At 35.4% G+C, this 24,191-nt stretch carries 16 protein-coding genes and 1 tRNA gene; 7 read left to right on the forward strand and 10 right to left on the reverse strand.

Going from position 1 to position 24,191, the window contains the following annotated elements:
- Positions 1-86 precede the first annotated feature (86 nt).
- From BMX64_RS04660 to BMX64_RS04680, 5 genes are all read right to left on the reverse strand, one after another.
- Complete coding sequence (locus BMX64_RS04660; RefSeq protein WP_091166652.1) at positions 87-1,859, reverse strand: AMP-dependent synthetase/ligase; 1,773 nt, start codon at positions 1,857-1,859, stop codon at positions 87-89.
- A 205-nt stretch (positions 1,860-2,064) separates the two neighbouring features.
- The gene (purL, locus tag BMX64_RS04665) at positions 2,065-5,718 is read right to left on the reverse strand and encodes a phosphoribosylformylglycinamidine synthase (protein WP_091166654.1); all 3,654 of its coding nucleotides are present in this window, start codon (positions 5,716-5,718) and stop codon (positions 2,065-2,067) included.
- A 92-nt stretch (positions 5,719-5,810) separates the two neighbouring features.
- Positions 5,811-7,643 carry an endonuclease gene (locus BMX64_RS04670; protein WP_091166655.1) on the reverse strand — a complete coding sequence of 611 codons (1,833 nt, stop codon included), beginning with the start codon at positions 7,641-7,643 and terminating at the stop codon, positions 5,811-5,813.
- A 315-nt stretch (positions 7,644-7,958) separates the two neighbouring features.
- Entirely contained in the window at positions 7,959-9,809 is a 1,851-nt protein-coding gene (locus BMX64_RS04675) for an endonuclease (protein ID WP_091166657.1), read from the reverse strand.
- A gap of 158 nt (positions 9,810-9,967) precedes the next feature.
- The gene (locus BMX64_RS04680; RefSeq protein WP_091166658.1) at positions 9,968-11,494 is read right to left on the reverse strand and encodes a hypothetical protein; all 1,527 of its coding nucleotides are present in this window, start codon (positions 11,492-11,494) and stop codon (positions 9,968-9,970) included.
- 115 nt (positions 11,495-11,609) lie between these two features.
- On the opposite strand from BMX64_RS04680, the gene BMX64_RS04685 reads away from it, so the two are divergent.
- The 5 genes from BMX64_RS04685 (at position 11,610) to BMX64_RS04705 (ending at position 15,641) form a co-directional block, all read left to right on the forward strand.
- Positions 11,610-12,047 (forward strand): PaaI family thioesterase, encoded by a 438-nt coding sequence (locus tag BMX64_RS04685; RefSeq protein WP_091166660.1) that lies wholly within the window; start codon positions 11,610-11,612, stop codon positions 12,045-12,047.
- Between the two features lie 132 nt (positions 12,048-12,179).
- On the forward strand, positions 12,180-13,250 hold the full coding sequence (locus tag BMX64_RS04690; RefSeq protein ID WP_091166662.1) for an isochorismate synthase: 1,071 nt from the start codon (positions 12,180-12,182) through the stop codon (positions 13,248-13,250).
- Between the two features lie 48 nt (positions 13,251-13,298).
- Complete coding sequence (bshB1, locus tag BMX64_RS04695) at positions 13,299-14,015, forward strand: bacillithiol biosynthesis deacetylase BshB1 (protein WP_091166664.1); 717 nt, start codon at positions 13,299-13,301, stop codon at positions 14,013-14,015.
- 74 nt (positions 14,016-14,089) lie between these two features.
- Positions 14,090-14,165, forward strand: a tRNA-His gene (locus BMX64_RS04700).
- 279 nt (positions 14,166-14,444) lie between these two features.
- Positions 14,445-15,641 carry a PAS domain-containing sensor histidine kinase gene (locus tag BMX64_RS04705; protein ID WP_091166666.1) on the forward strand — a complete coding sequence of 399 codons (1,197 nt, stop codon included), beginning with the start codon at positions 14,445-14,447 and terminating at the stop codon, positions 15,639-15,641.
- Between the two features lie 195 nt (positions 15,642-15,836).
- Here the strand turns inward: BMX64_RS04705 and BMX64_RS04710 are convergent, their stop codons facing one another.
- From BMX64_RS04710 to BMX64_RS04730, 5 genes are all read right to left on the reverse strand, one after another.
- On the reverse strand, positions 15,837-16,850 hold the full coding sequence (locus BMX64_RS04710) for a M28 family metallopeptidase (RefSeq protein ID WP_091166668.1): 1,014 nt from the start codon (positions 16,848-16,850) through the stop codon (positions 15,837-15,839).
- A gap of 3 nt (positions 16,851-16,853) precedes the next feature.
- Positions 16,854-17,921 (reverse strand): DUF3667 domain-containing protein, encoded by a 1,068-nt coding sequence (locus tag BMX64_RS04715; RefSeq protein WP_091166670.1) that lies wholly within the window; start codon positions 17,919-17,921, stop codon positions 16,854-16,856.
- A gap of 103 nt (positions 17,922-18,024) precedes the next feature.
- Positions 18,025-18,795, reverse strand: a complete 771-nt coding sequence (locus BMX64_RS04720) for a dienelactone hydrolase family protein (protein WP_091166672.1) — start codon at positions 18,793-18,795, stop codon at positions 18,025-18,027.
- A 112-nt stretch (positions 18,796-18,907) separates the two neighbouring features.
- Positions 18,908-21,109, reverse strand: coding sequence for a penicillin acylase family protein (locus BMX64_RS04725; protein ID WP_244273227.1), 2,202 nt, complete (start codon positions 21,107-21,109; stop codon positions 18,908-18,910).
- Between the two features lie 17 nt (positions 21,110-21,126).
- Positions 21,127-21,579: an Lrp/AsnC family transcriptional regulator gene (locus BMX64_RS04730; RefSeq protein WP_091166676.1), complete on the reverse strand. Its 453-nt coding sequence runs from the start codon at positions 21,577-21,579 to the stop codon at positions 21,127-21,129.
- Positions 21,580-21,809: 230 nt separating this feature from the next.
- On the opposite strand from BMX64_RS04730, the gene rocD reads away from it, so the two are divergent.
- Both rocD and BMX64_RS04740 read left to right on the forward strand, forming a co-directional pair.
- Complete coding sequence (gene rocD / locus BMX64_RS04735; RefSeq protein ID WP_091166678.1) at positions 21,810-23,093, forward strand: ornithine--oxo-acid transaminase; 1,284 nt, start codon at positions 21,810-21,812, stop codon at positions 23,091-23,093.
- A gap of 8 nt (positions 23,094-23,101) precedes the next feature.
- The gene (locus BMX64_RS04740; RefSeq protein ID WP_244273229.1) at positions 23,102-24,067 is read left to right on the forward strand and encodes an arginase; all 966 of its coding nucleotides are present in this window, start codon (positions 23,102-23,104) and stop codon (positions 24,065-24,067) included.
- Positions 24,068-24,191: the final 124 nt, after the last annotated feature.

Here is a 24,191-nt window from a genome sequence, read left to right on the forward strand (position 1 = left end):
TATCAATTCGTGGTTTTTTATTTTAATTGTTTTTCCCTTACTTTCAAAAGTTGAATGAAGAGTATTAACTAGGTTTTTTCTTAAATCTAGATGTAGATTTTATGAAATAAATCGATATACTTATCCATTATTATTTTTCGTTTTAATTTTAAGGTTGGAGTAAGATGTCCACCTTCAACCGACCATAAATCTGGAGTAAGTTCAAAACGTTTTATTTTTTCCCAATTACCAAATTTTTCATTTAGGCTATCAATTTCAACTTGAATCCTTTCGATTACTTTTTCGTTAGCGACTATTTCTTCATTGCTTTTTCCGATGTCGATTCCGTGAATAACCGCCCATTCTTTTATAAAATCAAAACTGGGTTGTATAAATGCTGCAGGCATTTTTTGTCCATCACCAATGACCATGATTTGTTCAATGAAACGGGACTGCTTCATCGTGTTTTCAATTAATTGTGGTGCAATATATTTACCTCCCGATGTTTTGAACATTTCTTTTTTACGATCTGTGATTTTTAAAAATCCTTCTTCGTCAAATATTCCAATATCACCGGTATGAAAATAACCATCAGTAATTACCTCATTTGTAAGTTTTTCATCTTTGTAATATCCCATCATCACGTTAGGTCCTTTACAAAGGATTTCTCCATCTTCGGCTATAATGACTTCAACATTGTCAATGACTTTTCCAACAGTCCCTACTTTGAAACCGCGATTTCTCATATCGTTAACAGAGATTACAGGAGATGTTTCTGTCAAACCATATCCTTCCATAACTGGGATTTCTGCGGCTGCAAAAACACGGGCTAATCTTGGCTGTAAAGCCGCACTTCCGGAAACCATTAAATCTAGATTTCCACCCAAACCTTCTTTCCATTTACTAAAAATAAGTTTTCGTGCAATTTTAAGTTGAAACTCATACCACAAACCATTTTTTCCATAAGGCTCATAGATTAATCCCAAATCAATTGCCCAGAAGAATAATTTCTTTTTAATCCCCGTTAATTCACTTCCTTTTGCATAAATCTTATCATAGACTTTTTCTAGAAGTCTTGGTACAGCAGTGATTACGGTTGGTTTTACTTCTTTGATATTGTCACTAACTTTATCAATTGATTCTCCAAAATATATCGAAACACCATAATATTGGTATAAATACAAAATCATTCTCTCAAAAATATGGCATATAGGTAGGAAGCTCAACGCTTTACTGCTACCTGCTTCAAATGGGATTCTGGAGGCGCTGCTTAACACATCAGAAACAATATTGTGATGAGAAAGCATAACTCCTTTTGGTTTTCCAGTTGTTCCGGAGGTATAAATTATCGTTGCTAAATCTTCAGGTTTTACGTTGTTTTTACGGTCTTCAACAACATCTTGATTGCTTTGATCTTTGCCCAGTACAAGTAATTCAGTCCAGTTTTTAGTACCTTCAATTGTATTGAATGAATACACTTCTTTTAGCGAAGGCACTCTATCTTTAATTAAATTTACTTTTCTAAGGACTTCCTCATCAGACACAAAACAATAAATAGCGCCAGAATGATTTAAAATATATTCATAATCATCTTCCGAAATAGTTGGATAAATAGGAACGTTTTGTGCACCTGTTTGCAAGATACCAATATCCATAATATTCCATTCGGTTCTATTATTAGTTGAAATTACGGCAATTTTATCATTCTTTTGAATCTCCATCCGAATCAATGCCCTTGAAATCGTATTGGCTTTGTCGATATATTCGGTTGTCGATGTTTTTTCCCAAACTCCATTATACTTAGTGACCAAAGCATCTGGAATATTGAAATTTTCTTGTTGATAATATGGAAAATCAAAAAGGCGAGTGATATTTATCATTATCTAGAATATTGTAATTTATCGCAAATTAAATAAAAATTAACAATAAATTTTGGTTTATTTAAATTAAATATTTAATTTTTAATTAAATTATTGGTATTCAGCGAAATCGATTTCTTTGAATTGGATTTATTGAATGAATTTTAGTAAAAAAGCGTTCACTGTTAGGTGAACGCTTTTATAAATTTAAAAAAAACAGGTTAAATTATTTTTTATCCATCCATTTTCTGGCATTGACAAAAGCTTCATGCCAAGGCGAAACTTCATCATCTCTATCTTTTGGATAATGTGCCCAGTTCCATTGGAACGTAGAACGTTCAATGTGTGGCATCATGACCAAGTGACGTCCTGTTTTGTCGCAAAGCATCGCCACATCAAAATGAGAGCCGTTTGGATTAGCAGGATAGCCTTCATAGGCATATTTAGAAACAATATTATAATTTTCTTCGCCCATTGGCAAGTTAAATTTTCCTTCTCCATGCGAAACCCAAACTCCAAGTGTGCTTCCCGCTAATGAAGAAAGCATAACCGAATTGTTTTCTTGTACCGTAACCGATGTAAAAATACTTTCGTGTTTGTTACTTTCGTTATGCAGCATTTTTCCGTGTACTTCATGCTCCGGATTAATGACTTCCAATTCCATGAATAATTGGCAACCATTGCAGATTCCAACAGACAACGTGTCTTCTCTTTTAAAGAAATTGTCTAAAGCTGTTTTTGCTTTTTCATTGTATAAAAATGCTCCAGCCCAACCTTTGGCAGAACCTAAAACATCAGAATTGGAGAATCCACCAACAGCTCCAATGAACTGAATGTCTTCCAAAGTTTCACGCCCTGAAATCAAATCGGTCATGTGAACGTCTTTTACATCAAATCCGGCTAAATACATGGCATTTGCCATTTCACGCTCCGAGTTACTTCCTTTTTCACGGATAATAGCTGCTTTTGGACGCGGTTTAGAATTGTTGATAACTGGTTTTTTTCCTGTAAAATGTGCAGGGAAAGTATAGTGTAAGGCTTGATTTTTGTAATTATCAAAACGCGCTTGAGCCGTTCCGTTCTTAGATTGTTTTTGGTCTAATAAAAACGAAGTTTTGAACCAAACATCTCTGTATTTAGCAATGTCTAATTTGCAAGGACCAAAATCTAAAGTCGCTTCATTTGTAGCAGTTCCTAATTTATAGAAAGAAACGGTATTGGCGTTTAATTTAAATTCCACTTCAGCATCTGATTTTGCTTGGAAAACGATTCCGATATTTTCAGCAAAAAGATATTTGATGATGTCTTTTTCTTCAAAAACAGAGAAATCTATTTTAGCTCCTAAATTCACATCGGCAAAACACATTTCTAATAAAGTAGTAATCAAACCACCACTTCCAATATCGTGTCCTGCAAGGATATTGTTTTCTAAAATTAATTCTTGAATGGTATTGAACGCTCTTTTGAAAAAAGCAGCGTCTTTAATCGTTGGTACTTCTTTTCCAATAGTATTCAATGTTTGTGCAAACGAAGAACCACCTAATTTGAAATCATCTTGCGATAAATTGATATAATAAATAGAACCGCCATCTTTTTGTAAAACGGGTTCCACTACTTTTCTAATATCCGTACAATTTCCACCTGCTGAAATAATTACCGTTCCTGGTGCGATTACTTCTTCATTTGGATATTTTTGTTTCATTGAAAGTGAATCTTTTCCTGTTGGAATATTGATTCCCAATTCGATTGCAAAATCAGAACAACCTTGTACAGCTGCATATAAACGAGCGTCTTCCCCTTCGTTTTTACAAGCCCACATCCAGTTGGCAGAAAGTGAAAGTCCATCTAAACCATCTTTTATTGGAGCCCAAACAATGTTAGACAATGCTTCTGCAATAGCCGTTCTGCTTCCTGCAACAGGATCAATCAATGCTGCAACTGGAGAGTGACCAATCGAAGTTGCAATTCCTTCTATTCCTTGGTAATCCAAAGCCATCACACCGCAATTATTCAATGGCAATTGCAATGGACCCGCACATTGTTGTTTGGCAACTTTACCACCCACACAACGGTCTACTTTGTTTGTCAACCAGTCTTTGCAAGCCACTGCTTCCAGTTGAAGTACTTGCTCTAAATAGGTAGAAATATTTTTTACAGAATAGTCTAAATCAGTATAGTTTCTTTCGATAGTTTTGTCTGTCATAACCACTTTTGGAGAACTTCCAAAAAAGTCTTCCAAAGCAAACTCCATTGGTTTAACACCAGTTGATTTTGATTCGAAAGTAAAGCGGTGATCTCCGGTTACGTCACCTACTTGGTACATTGGAGAACGCTCACGGTCAGCAATTTTTTGCAATAAATCAATGTTTTCTTTGGCGATAACCAATCCCATTCTTTCTTGAGATTCGTTACCAATTATTTCTTTTGCCGAAAGGGTAGGGTCTCCCACAGGCAATTTGTCTAAATCAATTAATCCACCGGTATCTTCCACTAATTCCGAAAGACAGTTTAGGTGTCCACCAGCGCCGTGATCGTGAATCGAGACAATTGGATTAATATCACTTTCTACCAAACCACGAATGGCGTTGGCAGCACGTTTTTGCATTTCTGGGTTCGAACGTTGAATCGCATTCAATTCAATTCCTGAACTGAAAGCGCCTGTATCGGCAGAAGAAACTGCAGCTCCACCCATTCCAATTCTATAATTTTCACCACCAAGGATAACAATTTTATCGCCTGTTTGTGGTTTTTTCTTAATCGCTTGATCTAATTTTCCGTAACCAATTCCACCCGCTTGCATAATCACTTTGTCGAAACCTAATTTGCGAGCATCTTCTTCGTGTTCGAAAGTCAGGATTGAGCCTGTAATTAAAGGTTGTCCAAATTTATTTCCAAAATCAGAAGCTCCGTTTGACGCTTTGATCAAAATATCCATTGGGGTTTGATACAACCATTTTCTTTCGCTCATACCGTTTTCCCACGGTCTGTTTTCTTCTAAACGAGAATATGAAGTCATGTAAACTGCCGTTCCAGCCATTGGCAAAGAACCTTGTCCACCTGCTAAACGGTCACGGATTTCTCCTCCAGAACCCGTTGCAGCTCCGTTAAAAGGCTCTACAGTTGTTGGGAAATTATGTGTTTCTGCTTTTAAAGAAATAACCGAATCAAATTCTTTCACTTCATAAAAATCAGGTTTGTCAGCACTTTTTGGGGCAAATTGTTGCACACGTGGCCCTTTTACAAAAGCAACGTTGTCCTTGTAAGCCGAAACAATATCGTTAGGGTTTTCCTGAGATGTTTTTTTGATTAATTTGAATAAAGAAGATTCTTTTTCTTCACCGTCAATGATGAATTTTCCGTTGAAAATCTTATGACGACAGTGTTCTGAATTGGCTTGCGAGAAACCAAAAATTTCAGAATCGGTTAGTTTTCGTCCTAATTTAATCGCTAAATTGTCTAAATACTCTACTTCATCCGGACTCAAAGACAATCCTTCTTTTTGGTTGTAAGCAGCAATATCATCGATGTCCAAAATGGCTTCCGGAAGTACGTTGATAGTAAAAATATCTTGATTTAACTCGGCATATTTTTGCGAAAGCATCGGGTCGAAATCAGAAAAATCAGCTGTTGCTTTGTGAAATTCTTCAATTCTAATGATGCCAGATATTCCCATGTTTTGGGTGATTTCTACAGCATTAGTGCTCCACGGCGTTATCATTGTGGCGCGAGGACCAACAAAAAAATCCGTCAGTACGGATTTTTCTATTTTATTTGAATCGGCAAAAAGCCAGTTAAGTTTTGAAATGTCTTGAGCCGAAATTTCGTTTTGCGTGTGTACGGCAAAAACAGTTTTGCTTTGGTTTTCAAAGAAATGGATCATTGTTATGTAGTTTGTTGTATTGCGGTGCAAATTTAGACAATTAAGATTAAATTTTGGCTATAAAAAAAGCGGCAAATTTGCCGCTTTTAGAATTAGTTGATTATTAATTTTTTTATGACCGAATCCGAATCGATGCTAACGCGAACTAAGTACGTTCCTTTCGCAATGTTTGGTAGCGTAATTTCTGATTTGGTGCTGTTTTCTTCACTGTAAATTTTCTGACCGATAATAGAATAAATTTCGATAGAATACATTTTATTCGAATTATTGATAGAGAAAGTTCCATGGGATGGATTTGGATAAATAACAATTGCATCGATATCTAAAACAGTTTCTGTTTTCGACTCTTTTGCAACGATGCGGCTTCCTAAATTGTTACACGTATCAGATGTATAAGAATCCCATTGGGTCGTTTTATTGAAAGTAGTCGTAGGAGAAGTAACAGTTGCTTTTCTTCGGATGGTTTGATCCGCTGCAAAGTTAGCTGTTCCGCCGTTAAAAGTTCCAATGATGTCAATTAAGACGCCATTTTTGAATAAACCTACAGCATCGTTTCCGTTAAAAGCCATTTCTGTTGCCGATGTAGAAATGTTTGCAGAACTTATTGGATAGCAACTGGATGCCATTAAACTATTTACGATGGTAAATTTACTTCCGTTATTCAACGTTCCGGTTAAGGATAGTCCTGTACTCCAGGCACCGGCTCCATTGGTTTGTTTTTTGATGCTGTAAATCGATAAATTAATCGCTGCGCTAGTTGCATTTGAAATTTCTAACGCTTTATTATTTGAAGAACCTTCAATATATTCAGAAAATAATAAATCGGTTGCAGTTGAACCAGTTGCAGCCGTTGTGACATTCAGGGTATTACTCGTTGCAGAAATATTCCCTGCGGCATCTTTAGCTTTTACAGTGAAAGAATAGGCTGTTGAAGCCGTTAATCCCGTAATAGTAGTGGTAAGTCCAGTTACTGTTGTTTTTAAAGCGCTGTTCATATATACATTATAGCCAGTTACAGCTGTATTGTCAGTGGAACCTGTCCAACTAAGCGAAATTGTAGTAGTTGTTTTTGTAGATGACACTAAATTTGCGGGAGCGGTAGGAGCTTGTGCATCAGCAGTTGGATTCCATATTGCTTGTACATATTCAGGATGATCAATATATGGATTCCTATTGTTTTGAGACGTATAAATAGCATTGTTACGAGCAATTTCTCTGGAACTCACAGGGTCTTGATTGTGCCATGTTATCAATAAGTTTAAAAAAGCTGTAGTGAAAACCTGATTACTTGTGCCATTGAACATTGCATAGGAATAGCCGGCAACAGTATTCTCGTAACGTGTTGCAAAATAAAAGTACATGCGTGCAATGTCACCTTTGAACTCGTTGATAGGCTCAAAAATAGGCCCGGAATAACCCGAAGTTGTACTTGCTCCAAGTTTACTTCCGTTTAAGGAGGTCCAAGTTGCAGAAGTTACCGGTCCGTGTGGGTAATTAGAACGCTGTCCGTTTACTTTTCCATCTGTAGGTGTGATAAAATGTGCATCGGATACCATTGGTGCGGCAGAATTGAAAGTTGATTGTGGAATAATGTGTTCTCTGTTGTAGCAATCGCCTTCTACGCTATAGGTACCGCATCTTTGTGTTGTTCCTGCAGAATAGGAGTAAGGATCTGTTCCTGTAGGCTTTTCCGAATACATATCTAATATTGTACCGTCATTTTCAAAGTAATAATCCCTGTCTGATGTTTGGTAAGTTGTGTACAATCCAGAATATCCTTTATCTGTGTGGCCTTTTATGATGTTATAGAGTTGTGTTTTTAATGTGAAGCCAGTTCCTGTGGCGGTGGTGTAATAATTACTCGGTATTTGGGCGATACCAGCTGTGACGAATAACAATAATAAGGCAGAGTAGATTTTTTTCATAATTCAAAGTTGTTTTGGTTTTTGGGGTTAGTTTCAGTTTTCAAAAACTTGAATTTAAATCTTAAAATACTGAATATGCGCAAATTTATAACTTTTCCGATGGTTTATGTTAAGGAATTATGAAGATAATTATGATTTTCTTAACATAATTATTAACATTTGAGATATTGTAATCTTAGTCTTATTTTAGATTACAGTAAAAGAAAGGAAACCAAAAAGCTATGCTGAAATAAAGAGGTAAGGCATCCTTTTTTTAAATGAGAACAAAAAAAGCGGCAATAGTTGCCGCTTTGAATAAATAGTTCGTTTTTTAAACTAGTTTACAATTAGTTTTTTAGTAACCGATTTATTATCGTTTTTTATTTTAACTAAGTAAACTCCTTTTTGAAGATTGTTTACCGCAGCAGAAGAACTGTTGGTGTATTCTTTTTCAAAAACTTTTTGTCCCAATATTGAAAATACTTGAACAGAATATTTTTCATTCGAATTTTCGAAATTTATTTTGATATTTCCGTTTGATGGATTTGGATAGATATTGAATTCATTAGAATCAAAATCAACGTTAGAAAGGGTTGCCAATGAATGACTTCCTAAACCGTTACAAATGTCTTTAGCATATAGATCCCATTCAGCAGTTTTTTTGAAAGTTGTATTTGGGGCTGAAATACTTGCTTTTCTTCTCAAAGTCTCGTCAACTGCAAAATTTGCCGATCCTCCGTTAAATGTTCCAATGATATCTATTAAAACATCATTCTTGAATAAACCAATAGGATCGTTTCCATTATACTGTACCTCAGTAGATGCAGTTGATAAATTAGCACTTGCAGGATTGTAACAAGTTGTAGCTGCTAAATTGTATGCAATTACATACGCTGAACCAGTATTTATGGATCCTGTTAAGGCTAATCCTGAACCCCAAGCTCCAGCACCATTTGATTGTTTTTTTATAGAATATACTGTTAGATCAACTGTAGCTCCAGTAAAGTTAGCAATTTCTAATAATTTATTATTACCGCCACCTTCAACGTATTCTGAGAAGAATATTCCTGATGCAGTAGTTCCGCCAGTAGGTGCAGCTATTGTAGTTCCTTCCGCAGGAATACTGGCAAGTGAAGAATTTCTTTCAGCATCTCTTGTTATTAGATAAAAGGAATAAGTAGTAGACGGTATAAGACCTAATACAGTGGCTGTTAGACCAGTTTCTGTTGATTTGAAAGTACCGTTTACATACACATCATAACCGGTAACGGCAATATTATCTGTCCCTGCCGTCCATGTTAAAGTAGCCGAGTTTGAAGTAGTAGTGGTTACCGCCAAATTTGTTGCTGCCGTTGGAGCTTCAGTATCTGCAGGTTCTGTAGTCCATACCGACACTGCATATTCTGGATGATCAATAAAAGGATTTCTATTATTTTGACGTGCATAAATGGCGTTATTACGCGCAATTTCCCTAGCACTTACCGGATCTTGATTGTGCCAAGCCAGTAATTGATTTAAAAATGCAGGTGTAAATACTTTATTGGTTGAATTATTAAACATTGGGTAATTATATCCGGCTACGGTATTTTCATAACGAGTGGCAAAATAGAAATACATTCTGGCAATATCACCTTTGAATTCATCAATTGGTTCAAAAACTGGACCTGTGTAACCAGTTGTTGTGCTTTCACCAAGTTTACTCCCATTAAGAGTAGTTTGAGTAGCAGTTGCTACTACAGAATGTGGGTAATTATTCCTTATTCCATTTACTTTTCCATCTGTAGGTGTGATGAAATGTGCATCAGAAACCATAGGTGATTGTTCACCGAACACAGATTGTGGTATAATGTGTTCTCTGTTGTAACAATCTCCTTCTTTTGCGTAACCGCTGCTTCCGCATCTTTGCGTATTTGCAATACTATAAATGTAAGGATCTGTTCCTGCAGGATTCTCGGAATACATGTCTAAAACCGAACCATCTTTTTCAAAGAAATTATCAATATCTGACGTTTCATAGGTAACATATAGATCTCCATAGCTAAGAACTGTATGGTCTTTGATAATATTGTACAATTGAGTTTTCAACGTGTAGCCGGTTCCTGTGGCATTGGCATAATAGCCATCTGGCGCTTGTGCAAAACCTGCTGTGAAAAGGAATAAAAAGAGTAGCGAGTAGATTTGTTTCATACTTTAAGTGGATTACTTGGTTTAAAATTAATTTGATTTATGGATTAAAATTTTGACAAAACTACTATTTAAATTGATATTGGAGGTTACTAAATGTTTAATTCGAGAAAGGTCCTTTTTAATTTTTAAATAGTTAGAATGCGCTAATTCAGAGCGGTTTATTTTGGAAAAGCTTTGTTCTGATACGCACCTAAATCAGGTGGTAAAGTTCTAGTTTTTTCTATAATATCAAGTGGAATCAGATACGCCGAATTCCCTTTTGCGAAAGCGGCCGAAGTTTCATCGATATTAAATTTGTTTTGTGAAATATTGAAGAATTTTGGATCCTTATTCAAAAGTATAGCATTGTAATGTGCGGTATCCGTATTGAATTGATAATCGGGATTCGTCGTAAACTGATTGGATATGTTATCAAATTTTATCAAGCAATTGTTGAATTGGTATTCAAAAGCGGCTCCCGTTTTTTTGGTCAAACTCATTTCGTTTGAATAAGAACCATAAATAATGCAGTTGTTAAACGTGGCTGCGGTTAAATCTTTCGCTTCCGGAATTTCTCCCAAAATATAATTACTTACTAAAACGGCAACCTGTTGCGAGCTGTTCCAATTATTATTAAAAGTGGAATGGGTGAACGTATAATTTCCTCCATAAGTGCAGGCTAAACTGGCTAATCCGGCATTGTTGATGACTACATTTTCTCCGTTTATTTTTGCGGTCTGCGCTAAAATACCGTAGTTGCTGCTGTTGTAGATTTGGGTATTTTTTACAGAAACGGTCGTGCCATCATTGTTTTGAATTAACAAACCAATTGTTGCATTTTTAATCGTGAGGTGATTTAAAGTATTATTGGTACTTCCATCAGTCAGCCAAATGGTTCCCCATTGTCCAGGAACATCAGAAAAATCAGGTTCTAAACGGTCTCCTTCAAAAATGACTTCGTTTTCTAATTTATCTGTTGTTGAGCGAGTTCCATTAATATTTACAGAGGCATTGTTGGCTACAATAAGTCCAGAATTAGCGTGGAAATGTACTCTAGTTCCTGCTTCAAAAGTAGCCGTTTTATTTGAAGGTACCGCTGCGTAGCCATAAATTACATACGGTTTGTCATTCGTAAACTGCAATTCGTTCCCATTGACAGGATCATTTTCATCCAGATAAAAGCCATCAATTTTTTCGTTTCCTATTGGAAGTGTTTCAGTTGTTCCGTCAGCAAAACGCTGTTGATACAGGAAAACAGCGTCTTGTATAAGTGTTACCAGTTCTACATTTTGAAGATTTTCGCCACTGTCAAACTGAATTTGATCGGTGTACAAAAAATCAGAAGCATTGGCGTCAGTACTATTTGCGGTTGTTTCTATGAAAATATACAAACTGTCTTTTGCTAAAAGGTCCACATTGTTAAAAATTTTCCCTTCTATTCCCTGCATTCCGTCAACGGAGATTCGATATTTTGAACTCAAACCTTTCCCTAATTTAATGCTTGGAATCGTAATGTCATTTTTACTTTTGTTGTAAACTTTGAGTCGGTATGTGCTGGAACCGATGTTGGAGAACACAGTGTCAAGATAAATCGTGTCCTTGGAAAATTCTAAATCTCCTGTGCTGGCTAAGGTCTCAAAATCAGAACGGCAGGAACAGATAGTCATTATGATTCCAATAAAAAACAATACTATTTTGGGGCGCATTTGGTTATATTTTTTGTAAAAATAGGAAAAATCTATTTCGAAATCAGAATAACAATTGTATTTACTGTTATGTGACTTATCTTTTAATTATTTTTACATTTTTAAAGATAAAAATATGACATTCGACAAAGAAAAAATACTTCATTATTGCAATCACGTTTCTAAAAATACCTTAATGGAAACGTTGAATATTAAATATACGGACGCAGGAGAAGATTTTCTGGTTGCTACAATGCCTGTGAATCCTTCCGTGCATCAGCCAATGGGATTATTGCATGGCGGAGCATCGGTGGCTTTAGCAGAAAGTGTGGGCAGCGCCGCCTCTATGATTTATGTAAATTCAGAACTAAGCGAGGTGCGCGGAATTGAAATCTCAGCCAATCACTTGAAAGCAAAACGAGATGGAATTGTAACAGCAACCGCTAAGATTGTCCACAAGGGCCGAAGCATTCATCTTTGGGAAATACGAATTAAGGATGAAAACAATAACTTAATTTCACTTTGCAAGCTGACGAATATGGTTTTGCCAAAAAGAAAAAGCGAAAATCAATAATCAATAATTGGATTTAACTGTAGCTAAAGTTAAAAATCAGTTTCGGTCAAATTGACCAAGATGGTTTCGATACGATTAAGCAAATCATAATGCCTTTAGGTTTAGTGGAATTTATATTTTAATACATTATATATGATCGATTTTTTTATAAAAGTAAAGCAACAAAAAGCTAAAAATCTACCTTTTGTATTATACCGAAAACCAAATAACATCAAATTAATAGGTTTTTTTCAAAATAACGACCACTTATATTTTGCCGAGAATTTTGAAGAAACGGGATTTGTTTTTGCTCCTTTTGACGGCAGTCAGATGATATTGATTCCTAGAAATCAATCGGTAAAATGGGAAACCCTGATTACTTCTTCTAAGGAAAATGAGGATTCGGATTTCATAGATTCAGAAGACATTCAAGCGAAAGAAGATTTTGAAATGCTTGTCCAAAAAGGAATTGATGCTATTGCAAAAGGGACTTTGAAAAAAGTGGTCTTGTCACGAAAAGAAATTGTTGGTTTGTCAAATTTTGATTTAGTTTCAATTTTCGAAAAATTAATTCAAAATTATCCCACCGCTTTTTGCTATTGCTGGTTTCACCCAAAAATAGGTTTATGGATGGGCGCCACACCGGAACGATTACTAAAGGCTAATACGAATACTTTTTATACGATGTCATTAGCCGGAACGCAAAAGCTTCAAGGTAATAAAGAAGTTGTCTGGGAGAAAAAGGAAATAGAAGAGCAACAGTTTGTTACTGATTTTATTTTGGATAATCTAAAGGAATTGACTTCAGAAGTGTCCGTTTCTAGCCCTTACACTGCACAAGCTGGGACTTTAGCACACATTAAAACCGATATTGAAGGGGTTATTAATGACAATTCAAGTTTGAAAGAAGTTGTTTCTGTTTTGCATCCAACACCCGCTGTGTGTGGATTACCAAAAGAGGTTGCTAAAAATTTTATTTTGGAACATGAAGGCTATGACCGTGAATATTATACCGGTTTTTTAGGCGAATTAAACAAAGAAGGATTTAATAAAGGAGAGATTAAATCAGATTTGTATGTGAATTTACGATGCATGCAAATCAAAGATAATCAAGCGCATTTATATGTGGGATGTGGTATTACAAAGGATAGTATTCCTGAAAAAGAATGGAGGGAAAGTGTCAATAAATCAATGACTATGAAGAAAATATTGGATTTGAAGTAGTATTCGCAACTTTAAACATTAAACAAAAAAACATTAAACGAATTTTAAATGAAATTAGATATACTTGCTTTTGGTGCGCATCCAGATGATGTGGAATTGGGTTGTGCAGGAACCATTTTAAAAGAAATCTCTTTAGGAAAAACAGTTGGGATTATTGATTTGACCCGTGGTGAATTAGGAACTCGTGGGTCAGCTCAAATCAGGGATCAGGAAGCGAATGCTGCTGCAAAAATTCTGGGAGTTTCAGCTCGTGAAAATTTAGAGATGCGTGATGGGTTTTTTGTCAATGACGAAAAGCATCAATTAGAAATCATAAAAATGATTCGCAAGTATCAACCGGAAATTGTTTTGTGTAATGCGATTGATGACCGTCATATTGATCATGCAAAAGGAAGTCAATTAGTGTCAGACGCTTGTTTTTTATCTGGATTAATGAAAATCGAAACTGAATTGGATGGAGAGCAACAAACAGCTTGGCGACCAAAGTTAGTGTATCATTATATACAGTGGAAAAATATAGAACCGGATTTTGTGGTTGACATTACGGGTTTCACCGATAAAAAAATCGAATCTATTTTGGCTTACAGTTCGCAGTTTTATGATGCAAATTCTAAGGAACCAGAGTCGCCAATTTCAAGTAAAAACTTCTTGGAGAGCCTGAATTACCGTTCTAGAGATTTAGGAAGGCTCACTGGGGTCGATCATGCAGAAGGTTTTACTGTAGAAAGATATTTGGCAGTCAATAGCTTAGGAGATTTGATATAAATTTCGTGTAATTTTTTGAAAAAAATATTTGCAGAAGTAAACTTATGTCGTATATTTGCCACCGCTAAGCAAATGGTGGTTGTAGCTCAGTTGGTTAGAGCATCGGTTTGTGGTACCGAGGGTCGCGGGTTCGAGCCCCGTCTCCCACCCAGAAAGCAAAAGCTTCGAAGAAATTCGAGGCTTTTTTTGTGGGATAAAGTTTCGTGGATTATAGGTGCTGTTTTTTGGCTTGAAAATTGTAAAAGGGAAATAGTATCAGAGTGGTATTAAAGAAGTCATGTAGGATTTCGGACATACATTCTTCTGTTAGGGGTTATATTCTGTGTTTTACAGAAATCGTATTTTCTTTTGTGTATCTTTGAACGCATTGCATAGTTAAATCAATCGAAAATAAGCTTTCAAAATTTTAAATATTATTTACATAATTTAATGGAAAAAGAGAAAATCAATTCTAAAATTCTTAAAAGTAATTACATTCCAACAGCCGAGTTTTATAGCCAAATAATAGATAGTTTACAAGATTATTCGATTTTTACTCTTGACAATGAATTTATAATTAATAGCTGGAGTTCAGGTTCAACCAAAATATTTGGATATGAAGCTGACGAAATTATAGGACAGCATTTTGATGTTATTTTTACTGAAGAAGATATACAAAATGGTATTCCGCAATCAGAAATTCAAGCTGCATTAAAAGAGGGGAGAGCTACGGATAACAGATGGCATATTTGTAAAGACAGGAATGAATTTTATGCTTATGGTTTGGTTTTTCCGCTTATTGGAATTGATGGTGACATGTTAGGTTACGTAAAAATTCTGCGAGATTTGACGGAGAGAAAGAAATCGGAGGATGCCATAAAAAAATATGTAAAAGAACTGGAAGACCTTAATACGCACAAAGAGAATGTTCTTGCAATTGTTTCCCATGATTTAAGAAGTCCGTTATCTGGAATTATCGGAACGGCTGAGTATTTGAAAACAAATTTTGACAGATTAGAATCCAGTAAGGCAAAAGAAATGCTTGATTTGCTTCAAAAAACTGCAGTAGATGAGTTAAACATGTTGGATAATTTAGTGGAATGGGCAAGAATAAAATATGCCTCGGAGGTGTTTTCTCCTGCAAAAATTGAGCTTTTTGATTTTGTACAAAAGGTTTTTGAATCATTGAAGGAATCGGCTTCTTTAAATTCCATAAATCTCCTTAATGAAATCGAACCCAACATCAGTGTTTTTGCAGATGGAAAAATGTTGCTTTCTGTTTTTCAAAACATAATTTCTAATGCCATCAAGCATTCTTTACCTGGAGGGGAAATTACCGTTTTGGCGAAAATTGAAGCGGAAAAAGTAATAATTCAGATAAAGGATTCCGGAATTGGAATGTCAAAAGAGGTGCAAAGTAAGCTTTTTACCCCACAAATGAGTACGCTTTCTAAAGCAAGAAAAGATAACAAAGGTGCCGGAATTGGGTTGTTATTGGTGAAAGGATTTTTAGAAAAAAATGATGGTGAAATATGGGTTGAAAGTATTGAAGGAATTGGTTCTTCATTTTATTTTACATTGCCTATTGAGGAGCCTTTGTATAAAATTGATAGTTCAGATAAAATAGAATTTGACGAAAGGGTTTAATAAATAAATGATAAAAAAAAGAGCTTTGAAGTGATTCAAAGCTCTTTTTTTATGGGGTTTGCACAAGGGATAACAGTGGAAATCCTTTATACTTTGTCAGGGTTTTTTAACCCTGACAAAGTATAAAAGATTTTAGCGTATAGCCCGACCACTCTGTAACGCTAGTGAAAGCGTGGATGTACCCAAATATTTAATCTATTTTTTATCTACGATAGGTCTTTCGGTACGGTTTGCCAGTTCCCAAGCGGTTACAAATGCAAATTTTGCTCTTTTGGTCAACGCATCGTATTCAATTTTGTCAGGACTATCCGTCGGTTTGTGGTAATCAGCATGCACTCCGTTGAAAAGAAAAACGGATGGAATACCGTGTTTAGCAAAGTTGTAGTGATCCGAACGCTCATAGAAATGGTTTGGATCTTTTGGGTCGTTGTATTTGTAGTCTAAATTTAATTGGGTGTATTTAGCGTTTGCAATGGTACAAATGTTATCTAAATCAGTTGATAATCGGTTTGCGCCAATCACATATACGTAATTATTACTGTCAGCATGTGCTTCGTCACGACGGCCTATCATGTCAATATTGATATCGGTAATGGTGTTCGCTAACGGGAACAAAGGATTTTCTGAGTAATAGCGGCTTCCGTGCAATCCGTGTTCCTCGCCGGTTACATGAAGAAACAGGATAGAACGTTTTGGGCCGTGTCCTGCTTTTTTAGCAATTTGGAACGCTTGTGCAATTTCAAGTAAAGCAACAGTTCCGGAACCATCATCATCGGCACCGTTATAAATTTCTCCGTTTTTTGTACCTACGTGATCGTAATGTGCTGAAATTACCAAGACTTCATTTGGTTTCTCAGATCCTTCAATATAGGCCCAAACGTTTTCGGAATCTGGTAAATTTTTATTTCGCTTGTCATTCAGGAAAGCAGCAGGAATTTTTTGGTAAAAGTCTGAAGCACCAGTTGGGAAGCTGATGTCGTTTTTCTTGTATTGATCGATGAGGTAAACACCTGCTTTTTTCTGACCTGCAGACCCGGTTTCTCTACCTTCCATTTCGTCTGAAGCTACAATGTACAAGTGCGTTTTTAGTTCATCCGAGGTAATTGTATTCATGTATTTTGTTGGGTCGACATGAGTGACACTCGCCTTTTGAGTTGTACAGCTTATGGTTAAAGCAACCATTAAACCTAATAAAGGGATTTTTTTCATTTTTTAATGTAAATTAATAAAGGTGTAAATAGCAAAGATTGATAATATGATAATAATTAGCACGAAGTTAATAAAAAATAGTAGACTGCTTTTTATAAAGGATATCAAGCGGGTTTCACCATAAAAACGATGATGTGCCGGATAGAAATAATAAATCATCCATCCAATACCAATAAAATTAATTACTATTTGTATGAAAGAAACGAGATTCGATTCTGAAAATGGTGTCAATCCTTTGTTAATTAGAAACAATAACAAAAATAGTAACAACAAAAAGGAAAAGTAATGTAAGGTAAAAATACCATGATCAAAGTAATACCAGCGTTTCTTATTGTGGAAAAGCCAGAGGGAAAGAGCAAAAATAGGCATGAATACAAATAGAACTTTGGGTAAATTATGGGTAAAGGAGCTTATGAATTTTTCAATGATTTCGCTTTGTGTGTTGTTCTCTTTAACGATTTGGAATTTTTTATTCATCCAATAACTAAAATCGGACAGCTTTTTTGATTCCGGAGCATTTTTTTGGATAGAGTCCAGTTGTTCCACGGAATCGTATCCAAAATCTTGAAATGTTTGGATAGAGTCCAATTGTTCCACGGAGTTGTATCCAAAATCTTGAACTCCCTCTTCTTCCTCATTTGAACCAGTTTGGTTCTTTTTAACCGAATCATTTTTGGTTATGGTATTCTGAAACGATTTGTTTTTGGTGGTAATGGTGGATTTCTTTTCGATAGTTTTTTCTGAAGAATTGATTTCACCGGGGAAAATGGCAATCAATAGAAAAGTAATAAAACTTATAAAAATATAAAGTCGAACTGGAGCCAAATAAGACAATCTTTTTCCGGAAAGGTATTCTTTAGTTAGCGCAGCAGGTTTGAATAAAAGATTTTTTATAGTGCGCCAAAAAGCGTTTTCATAATGTGTTAAATCCTCAAAAAAATGGATAAAAAGGTGGTGAAACGTCTTTCTGGTATCGGTATTTTCTTGTCCACAATTAGGACAGAATTTATTTTCTACCACGTATCTGCAATTAAGGCAGGTTTTGTCGTTTCGGATTTTACTTTTAGACATAAAAAAAACAGTATAAATTATAGAATTTTTGCTACATTTTAATTTATAAAACTAACAAAAAAATGGAACTTATACTGTTTTTGAAAAAATTATATTTCCTAGATTATTTCAAAACTTCTTTTAAGAAAGAATTCATGCGCTCCCAAGAACGTTTTGCAGCTTTCTCGTTGTAAGCAGCACCTTTTGAATTATCGTTTCCAGCTTCAATTTCAGTGAAGGCATGTACTGAATTTGCGTAATAAATCATTTCCCATTCTGCTTTCGTATCTCTCATTTCTTGTTGAAATGCGGCTACTTCTGCAGCTGGAACATACGTGTCATCTGCGCCGTGTAAAACTAAAATTTCGACAGTTATTGGATTGTTTACTCTGGAAGCATTACGACCTAAACCACCGTGAAAAGAAACTGCTCCTTGAATTTTCATTCCTGCTCTCGCTGCTTCAAGTGCTCCTGTTCCTCCAAAACAATATCCAATTACTACAATATTATCAGGATTTGCGCCGGCTTTCACTAATTGATCCCAAGCTAATTGAATACGTCTTTGATAATCAGCAATATTGGTTTTGTAAAAACCAGCTTGTTTTCCGGCTTCTTGAGTGTTTGTTGGGTAGTTTCCTTCACCATAAATATCAGCTACAAATGCATAATAACCCATTTTTGATAGTTTTTCTGCTGATTGTTTGGAGTGGTTATCAATACCTTTCCAAGCAGGAAGAATCAAAATTCCAGGTTTAGTTTTGCTTCCTTTTTTTGGCGCAATTGATAGCCCGTTTAGTTTTTGATTTCCGTCTGTGTATTTTACTGCTTTCAATTGTGCAATAGCGCCATTGGAAAACAAAAGAAATCCTAATAAGGCAAAGAAAATATTTTTCATATTGATTGTTTTTATTTTTACAAATATCTCAATTAATTTATTCTGAAATTATAACTGTGATTTTTTTAATTGATAACAGTATTTTTAATTCTTATAATGAACCGAGGAGTTATTATTCTCCCGGATGATAGGTTTTTTCGGCATTTTTTTGGACATCATCTTTGTAGAACAAAACGTCTTTGAACTGTCCTTTTCGATACATTTCGGCTTGGTCGTAAAAATGTTTCGATTTTGGATCACCGCTATTTCCGCCTGCAAGTATTGATTTGGCTTTTATCTTTGGTCCAAATTCGACTGCGCACACAAAACTGTTGCCGTTTGTTCCATAGCGTTTTTTAGTATCTTTTTGGTAATTGCTTTTATAAGCGGGTAAACTTCCCCAAAGTGCCGGTCCGTAACCAATAGGCAAACTTTCCAAGGCATCATTATAAATCAGATTTATGTCACCGGAAGTTCTCTGGAAACGATTGATTTCTCCCCAAGGAATTTGCCAGGTTCCAAATTTAATTTTCAAATCGTTCACCACCATTTGCAACTGCGGAATCAGTTGGTCCGGAAAAGCATTTTTTGCAAAATTACTGGTGTTTTCTATTTGGTCCAATTCTCCTTCATTAGTATATACTTTTTGAATAATAGGATCTAATTTATAAGCCCATTCCACTGCTAAGGTTGTAGCCACAGAATTTTCTTTGGCATAATAATTCCAATTTTTCAATAGTGTTATCGGTTCTAAAAGTTCTGTGTAAAGTGGATCTTCGGTACTGATATTTTTCTCGAAACTAGAAATTAACGCTGGAATCAGAAATTCGAAAGCCGTCAGTTTCGTGTCATAACCGTCAGCAATTACTTTGTCTAAGGTATATTTATCACCTTTGCTCAATAATCGAACGGCATTTAATCCTCTAAAACTTTCTCCGTCAGGAGCCATGTACGGCACGTAATTTTCTTCTTTTGGACTGTTCTCACCTGCTACTGTGTAAGGTGTAGAGTTGCAGTTTTGCAGCCAGCCGTTTATTGGATTATAGGAATGAACTGTTTCTGAAACTTCGTGTAATCCTTTCCATTGCGTTGTCGGCGTTGTGCCGTCCATCACTTTTGACCAATTCAGTTTTTTGTCCCGAATAGGAACAAAATTTCCGTGCCAATACGCAATATTTCCTTCTTTGTCAGCGTAAACAGTATTATTTGAGGTGTTTGCTTTCAAATCCATTGCTGATTTATAGTCTGCAAAGCTTTTTGATTTTGTTCGTATCCAACTTTGTTCCAGACTTTTCATCGAACGATTGTTTGATTTTAAGCTAATCCATTTCCCGTCTCTTTTGGCCATGATTGGGCCGTGATTGGTGTAATACGTATTGAATGTTTTAGGGATGAGTTTTCCGTTTTCCAGGTACTTGATAGTTATTTTTTTTTCGATAACCGGAACTAATTTATTATCATATTCATAAAATAGGTTATTGTTTTTAGTCACGATTTTCTCGGCATACATATCCGCTACATCCACATTTGATGAGGTATGCATCCAACCGCAGTTTTCGTTAAATCCTTGGTAAATAAAGAATTGTCCCCAAGTCACTGCTCCGTAAGCGTTCAATCCTTCCTCGCTGCTCATTTGTATTTCTGGCCTGAAATAAAAAGTAGTATGTGGATTAATGTATAAAATGGAGTTTCCTGATGCTGTTTTTGAAGGAGCAATTGCAAATCCGTTAGATCCGGTTTGCACGTCTTTTTCCCGTTCTATGTAGGCCACTTTATCGGTGTTTCCAGAATAAAAAGCTTTCAATTCTCCAGTAGTAAGATTTGCGGTACTTATGGCTCCAATGCTTCCGTCTGTCCAAAGTAACGGAAACCAAGGCTCAAAATGAGTTAGTAAAGCGGGTTTTACTTCGGGGTGATTGTGCAGGTAAAAGTTGATTCCGTCCGCATAACTGTTTAATAATTTTTTCAACCAAGGTGCCGCTTTTTTATAATCTGCTTTGGCTTCTTCGGTGTCCATCAAAAGTTTAATTTCTAGATCATTGTATAAAACTGATTGTCCTTTGATTTCCGAAAGTCTTCCCAGTTTTTCAATGTAATTCATTTCTACCCTTTTGAAATCGTCTTCACATTGTGCGTACAACATTCCAAAAACGGCATCACCATCCGTTTTGCCATAAACGTGCGCAATTCCCCAATTATCTCTGATGATGGTGACTTGTTGCGAGAGTTTTTTTAGTCTTTCTATTTCTTGATTTGATGTTTTTTGTGAAAACATGGGGAAACCAAAACAAAAAACTAAAACTATCAGTGGCAAATGGTACTTGAAATGCTTCATTTTTATGGAATATTATGTTAGAGACTTACATTTCGTTTAAATGCGCAACCCAGTTCAATTATAGAATCCGTTTTGGCAATACCGGGAATGTTATCTATTTTTTCATAAAGAACTTTACGCATGTGCTCATGATCTTTGGCAATGATTTTTATGTAAAGGGTAAAAGATCCGGTGATGTAATAGCATTCTGTTATTTCTGGAATGTTTTTTAGTTCCTCAATAATCCTATCAGAATCTTGATCTTTATTCAAGGTAATTCCAGTAAAAGATCCCCAATCATACCCTACTTTTTTTTCATTGATTACAGGTTTTATTCCAGTAAGTATTCCTTGTTCCATTAATCTGTTGATGCGTTGATGCACCATGGTGTTTGATATTTTTAAATTGGTTGCAATGGCAGAATAGGCCATTCTTCCGTCTTTTTCTAATTCCTTAATAATATTGATATCGAATTCGTCTACTATATCCATGTTCTTTTAATTATAAATGATGCTTTTGTATTGGTATAAAAGTACTTATTTTTATTTATTTCGAAATACATCTGTAAATTGAATTGTAAATTTAAAAATGACTTATTTTTAATCTAAATTAAAGAAATATTTTTAAATAACATCTTTTTAAAAGTCAAAATATTTATTTTTATTGGTAAATTAAAAAAAAATAGTAATTTTGTTCTTTTAAATAATAAATCTGAAATATTATGACACATACAGCACAAAACCTTTCTTCAAAAGCGGAAGCGTTGATAGCAAAAGAGAATCAATACGGCGCTCACAATTACCATCCTTTACCTGTAGTTTTAGAAAAAGGCGAAGGTGTTTATGTCTGGGATGTGGACGGAAAAAAATATTATGATTTTTTATCGGCATATTCTGCCGTAAATCAAGGACACTGTCATCCAAAAATTGTTGGTGCTATGATACATCAAGCACAAACATTGACTTTGACTTCACGTGCTTTTCATAATGATCAATTGGGGCCGTACGAAGAATATGTAACCAAGTATTTTGGTTTTGATAAAGTGTTGCCTATGAATACAGGTGCCGAAGCAGTGGAAACCGCTTTGAAATTATGTAGAAAATGGGCGTATGAGGTAAAAGGAATTCCTGAAAATCAAGCACAAATCATCGTTTGTGAAAACAATTTTCACGGAAGAACAACAACAATCATTTCATTTTCAAATGATGAGAGTGCTCGTAAAAGTTTTGGACCTTTTACTGCCGGATTTATAAAAATCCCTTACGATGATGTTGAAGCATTGGAAAATGTATTGAAATCAACCAAAAATATTGCAGGATTTTTAGTGGAACCTATACAAGGTGAAGCTGGAGTTTATGTTCCTTCTGAAGGATATTTAGCAAGAACGAAAGCGCTTTGTGCAGCACATAATGTTTTATTCATTGCTGATGAAGTGCAAACAGGAATTGCCCGTACCGGAAGATTATTGGCCACTTGTGGAAATTGTGACTGTGAAAAAGGATGTGAAGGCAAACCAGAAGTGAAACCAGACATCCTTATTTTAGGGAAAGCGATTTCTGGAGGTGTTTATCCTGTTTCGGCAGTTTTAGCCAATGATCCTATTATGAATGTGATTAAACCAGGGCAACACGGTTCTACTTTTGGAGGAAACCCAATTGCAGCTGCTGTTGCTATTGCAGCACTTGAAGTAGTAAAAGAAGAAAATTTGGCACAAAATGCAGCTCACTTGGGTGAAGTTTTAAGAACTGGACTGAATGCCATTGCATCTAGAAATTCATTAATTACATTGGTTAGAGGTAAAGGATTATTGAATGCTATTGTTATCGATTGTGATGAAGAATCTGATCTGGCTTGGAATATTTGTATGAAATTCAGCGAATACGGATTATTGGCAAAACCTACACATGGTAATAAAATTCGTTTAGCGCCACCATTGGTAATCACAGAATCTCAGATTCAGGAATGTCTTGCTATTATCGAAAGAGCATTAAACGATTTTAGATAATTGTAATTATGATGGGAAAAGCGATAAAATTAATAAAGAACAGATCCGATATAGGAGCTGGTACACGAGGTTCCGATTTAGGAATTGATGCTATCGAAATTGCTGCAATTAATAAAAACAGCGATTATTTTAATCAATTTGAATTTGAAGATGTAAAAACGCATAACGAATCCATATATGATAAAAATCGAAGTTCTTCTGCTAAAAGGATTGAGCACGTTGTGGAGCAATGCACCAGAGTTTGTAATGCGGTAAAGAAAAATTTAGAGGGAAATTATTTTCCAATTGTATTATCAGGAGATCATTCATCGGCATTAGGAACTTTAAGTGGCATAAAAGCGGCATATCCTGAGCAAAATATCGGAGTCTTTTGGATTGATGCCCATGCCGATTTGCATTCGCCTTACACTTCGCCATCTGGAAATATTCACGGAATGCCATTGTCAGCGGCTCTTGGGGATGATAATTTGAGTTGCCAGAATAATGAAGTCCCAGCTGAAACCCAACGGCATTGGGAAGATATGAAGAATATAGGCTATAAAGGACCGAAAGTTTTGGCTGATAATCTGATTTATTTTGGAGTTCGTGATACCGAAGAAGAAGAAGACAAGCAAATTGAAAAATTGCATATCAAAAATTATAAAGTTGATGAGGTACGTTTCAGAGGATTGCAAATGTGTGTCGCCGAAGCTTTATCAAAACTGACGCATTGTGAAGTCTTGTATATTTCTTTTGATGTGGATTCCATGGATTGTGATATGATTTCCTATGGTACAGGAACACCAGTTCCAAAAGGTTTTGATCAATATGAAATCATAGCGATTATCAATCAAATTATTCAAACCAAAAAAGTTGTTTGCATTGAATTTGTGGAAGTAAATCCATTATTGGATACCAAAGGAAATAAGATGGCAGAAACTGCTTTTGAGGTTTTAGAAGCCATAACGTCAGAACTTATTTTGCCTATCGAATAGTTCCTGTGAAAATTTTGTAAAAGCCCGAAATCAATTTTAGATTCCGGGCTTTTTATTTACTAGATGCAAATAATAAGCAATGCTTTTAGAAATAGTTAAATATTTTGATGAATGAAAAATAATA

It is taken from the genome of Flavobacterium sinopsychrotolerans (genome assembly GCF_900110375.1).
GTDB classification, from domain to species: domain Bacteria; phylum Bacteroidota; class Bacteroidia; order Flavobacteriales; family Flavobacteriaceae; genus Flavobacterium; species Flavobacterium sinopsychrotolerans.